The sequence below is a fragment of the Chryseolinea sp. H1M3-3 genome (genome assembly GCF_029360725.1).
Lineage (GTDB): Bacteria > Bacteroidota > Bacteroidia > Cytophagales > Cyclobacteriaceae > Chryseolinea.
This window is the reverse complement of sequence record NZ_JARKMY010000011.1, coordinates 1-2418: the sequence shown is the minus strand read 5'-3', so window position 1 is coordinate 2418 and position 2418 is coordinate 1. Positions and strand designations below refer to the sequence as shown.

The window sequence follows — 2418 nt, the reverse complement described above, 5'->3', positions numbered from 1 at the left end:
GTATAGTCAGTCGCGGCTGGAACCCCGCCATTCACATCGATGGTGATCGATCCATTAGGTGATGCACCTGAACAATTTGTGTTATCTGTAATTGTATTCGATGTGATCGAAGGCGTTGAACTCACATCATCAACCGTGAACACCATGGCAGCTGAGCTGCACAAGGATGTTGTGTTTGTCGCTACCACCCTATAGTTACCCGCTGCTAACGGAACACCAACTATCGCAGATGCACCAGGACCATCGATCGATACCCCAGCATCATCAAACCATTCGAAGGTAAAGCCTATCGTGCCCCCATTGGATACACCATCGATCATAATATCGGTAACCTCTGCTGAACCATTCGCCACACAATCGATTTGATCTCCTACTGTGATCGCTGTGCTGTTAATTGTAAACACCGGAAGATCATCAACAACGCTGAACGTCGCTGTGCTCACACAAGTGTTGCCCGGTGAAAGAATGTCTGTCACTTCTACTGTGTAGTCGCCTGCTGCCAGGTTTGATAATGTCGCGGTTGTCTCTCCTGCTATCGCACTTGATGTGCCTATTCCGTTATACCATTGAATCGTATAATCAGTCGCTGCAGGAACCCCGCCATTCACATCGATGGTGATCGATCCATTAGGAGAAGCACCTGAACAATTTGTGTTAGCTGTAATTGTATTCTGTGTGATCGAAGGCGTGACACTTGCATCATCAACCGTAAACACCATGGCAGCTGAACTGCACAAGGATGTTGTGTTTGTCGCTACCACCCTATAGTTACCCGCTGCTAACGGAACACCAACAATCGCAGATGCGCCAGGACCATCGATCGATACCCCAGCATCATCAAACCATTCGAAGGTAAAGCCTGTCGTGCCTCCATTGGATACACCATCGATCATGATATCAGTAACCTCTGCTGAACCATTCGCCACACAATCGGTTTGATCTCCGACTGTGATCGCTGTGCTGTTAATTGTAAACACCGGAAGATCATCAACAACGGTGAACGTAGCAGTGCTCACACAGGTGTTGCCAGGTGAAAGAATGTCTGTCACCTCTACGGTGTAGTCGCCTGCTGCCAGGTTTGATAATGTCGCTGTCGTCTCTCCTGCTATCGCACTTGATGTGCCTATTCCATTATACCATTGAATCGTATAATCAGTCGCTGCAGGAACCCCGCCATTCACATCGATGGTGATTGATCCATTAGATGGTGCGCCTGAACAATTTGTGTTGTCTGTAATTGTATTCGATGTGATCGAAGGCGTGACACTTGCATCATCTACCGCGAACACCATCGCAGCTGAGCTGCACAAGGATGTTGTGTTTGTCGCCACCACCCTATAGTTACCCGCTGCTAACGGAACACCAACAATCGCAGATGCACCAGGACCATCGATCGATACACCAGCATCATCAAACCACTCAAAGGTAAAACCAGTCGTGCCTCCATTGGATACACCATCGATCATAATATCGGTAACTTCTGCTGAACCATTCGCCACACAATCAGTTTGGTCTCCTACCGTGATCGCTGTGCTGTTAATTGTAAACACCGGAAGATCATCAACAACGGTGAACGTCGCTGTGCTCACGCAGGTGTTGCCCGGTGAAAGAATGTCTGTTACCTCTACGGTGTAGTCGCCTGCTGCCAGGTTTGATAATGTCGCTGTCGTCGCTCCTGCTATCGCACTTGATGTGCCTATTCCACTATACCATTGAATCGTATAATCAGTCGCTGCAGGAACCCCGCCATTCACATCGATGGTGATCGATCCATTAGGGGACGCACCTGAACAATTTGTATTAGCTGTAATTGAATTCTGTGTGATCGAAGGCGTGACGCTTGCATCATCAACCGTGAACACCATCGCAGCTGAGCTGCACAAGGATGTTGTGTTTGTCGCTACCACCCTATAGTTACCAGCTGCTAACGGAACACCAACTATCGCAGATGCACCAGGACCATCGATCGATACCCCAGCATCATCAAACCATTCGAAGGTAAAGCCTGTCGTGCCTCCATTGGATACACCATCGATCATAATATCGGTAACCTCTGCTGAACCATTCGCCACACAGTCGGTTTGATCACTTACCGTGATCGCTGTGCTGTTGATTGTAAACACCGGAAGATCATCAATAACGCTGAAGGTAGCTGTGCTCACACAGGTGTTGCCCGGTGAAAGAATGTCTGTGACCTCTACGGTGTAGTCGCCTGCTGCCAGGTTTGATAATGTCGCTGTTGTCTCTCCTGCTATCGCACTTGATGTGCCTATTCCGTTATACCATTGAATCGTATAGTCAGTCGCGGCTGGAACCCCGCCATTCACATCGATGGTGATCGATCCATTAGGTGATGCACCTGAACAATTTGTGTTATCTGTAATTGTATTCGATGTGATCGAAGGCGTTGAACTCACA

At 48.3% G+C, this 2418-nt stretch carries 1 protein-coding gene; it reads right to left on the bottom strand.

Annotated elements, in window-relative coordinates; genetic code table 11:
- On the bottom strand, positions 1 to 2418 hold a 2418-nt coding region (locus tag P2W71_RS21195; protein ID WP_276373350.1), incomplete at both ends, for a hypothetical protein.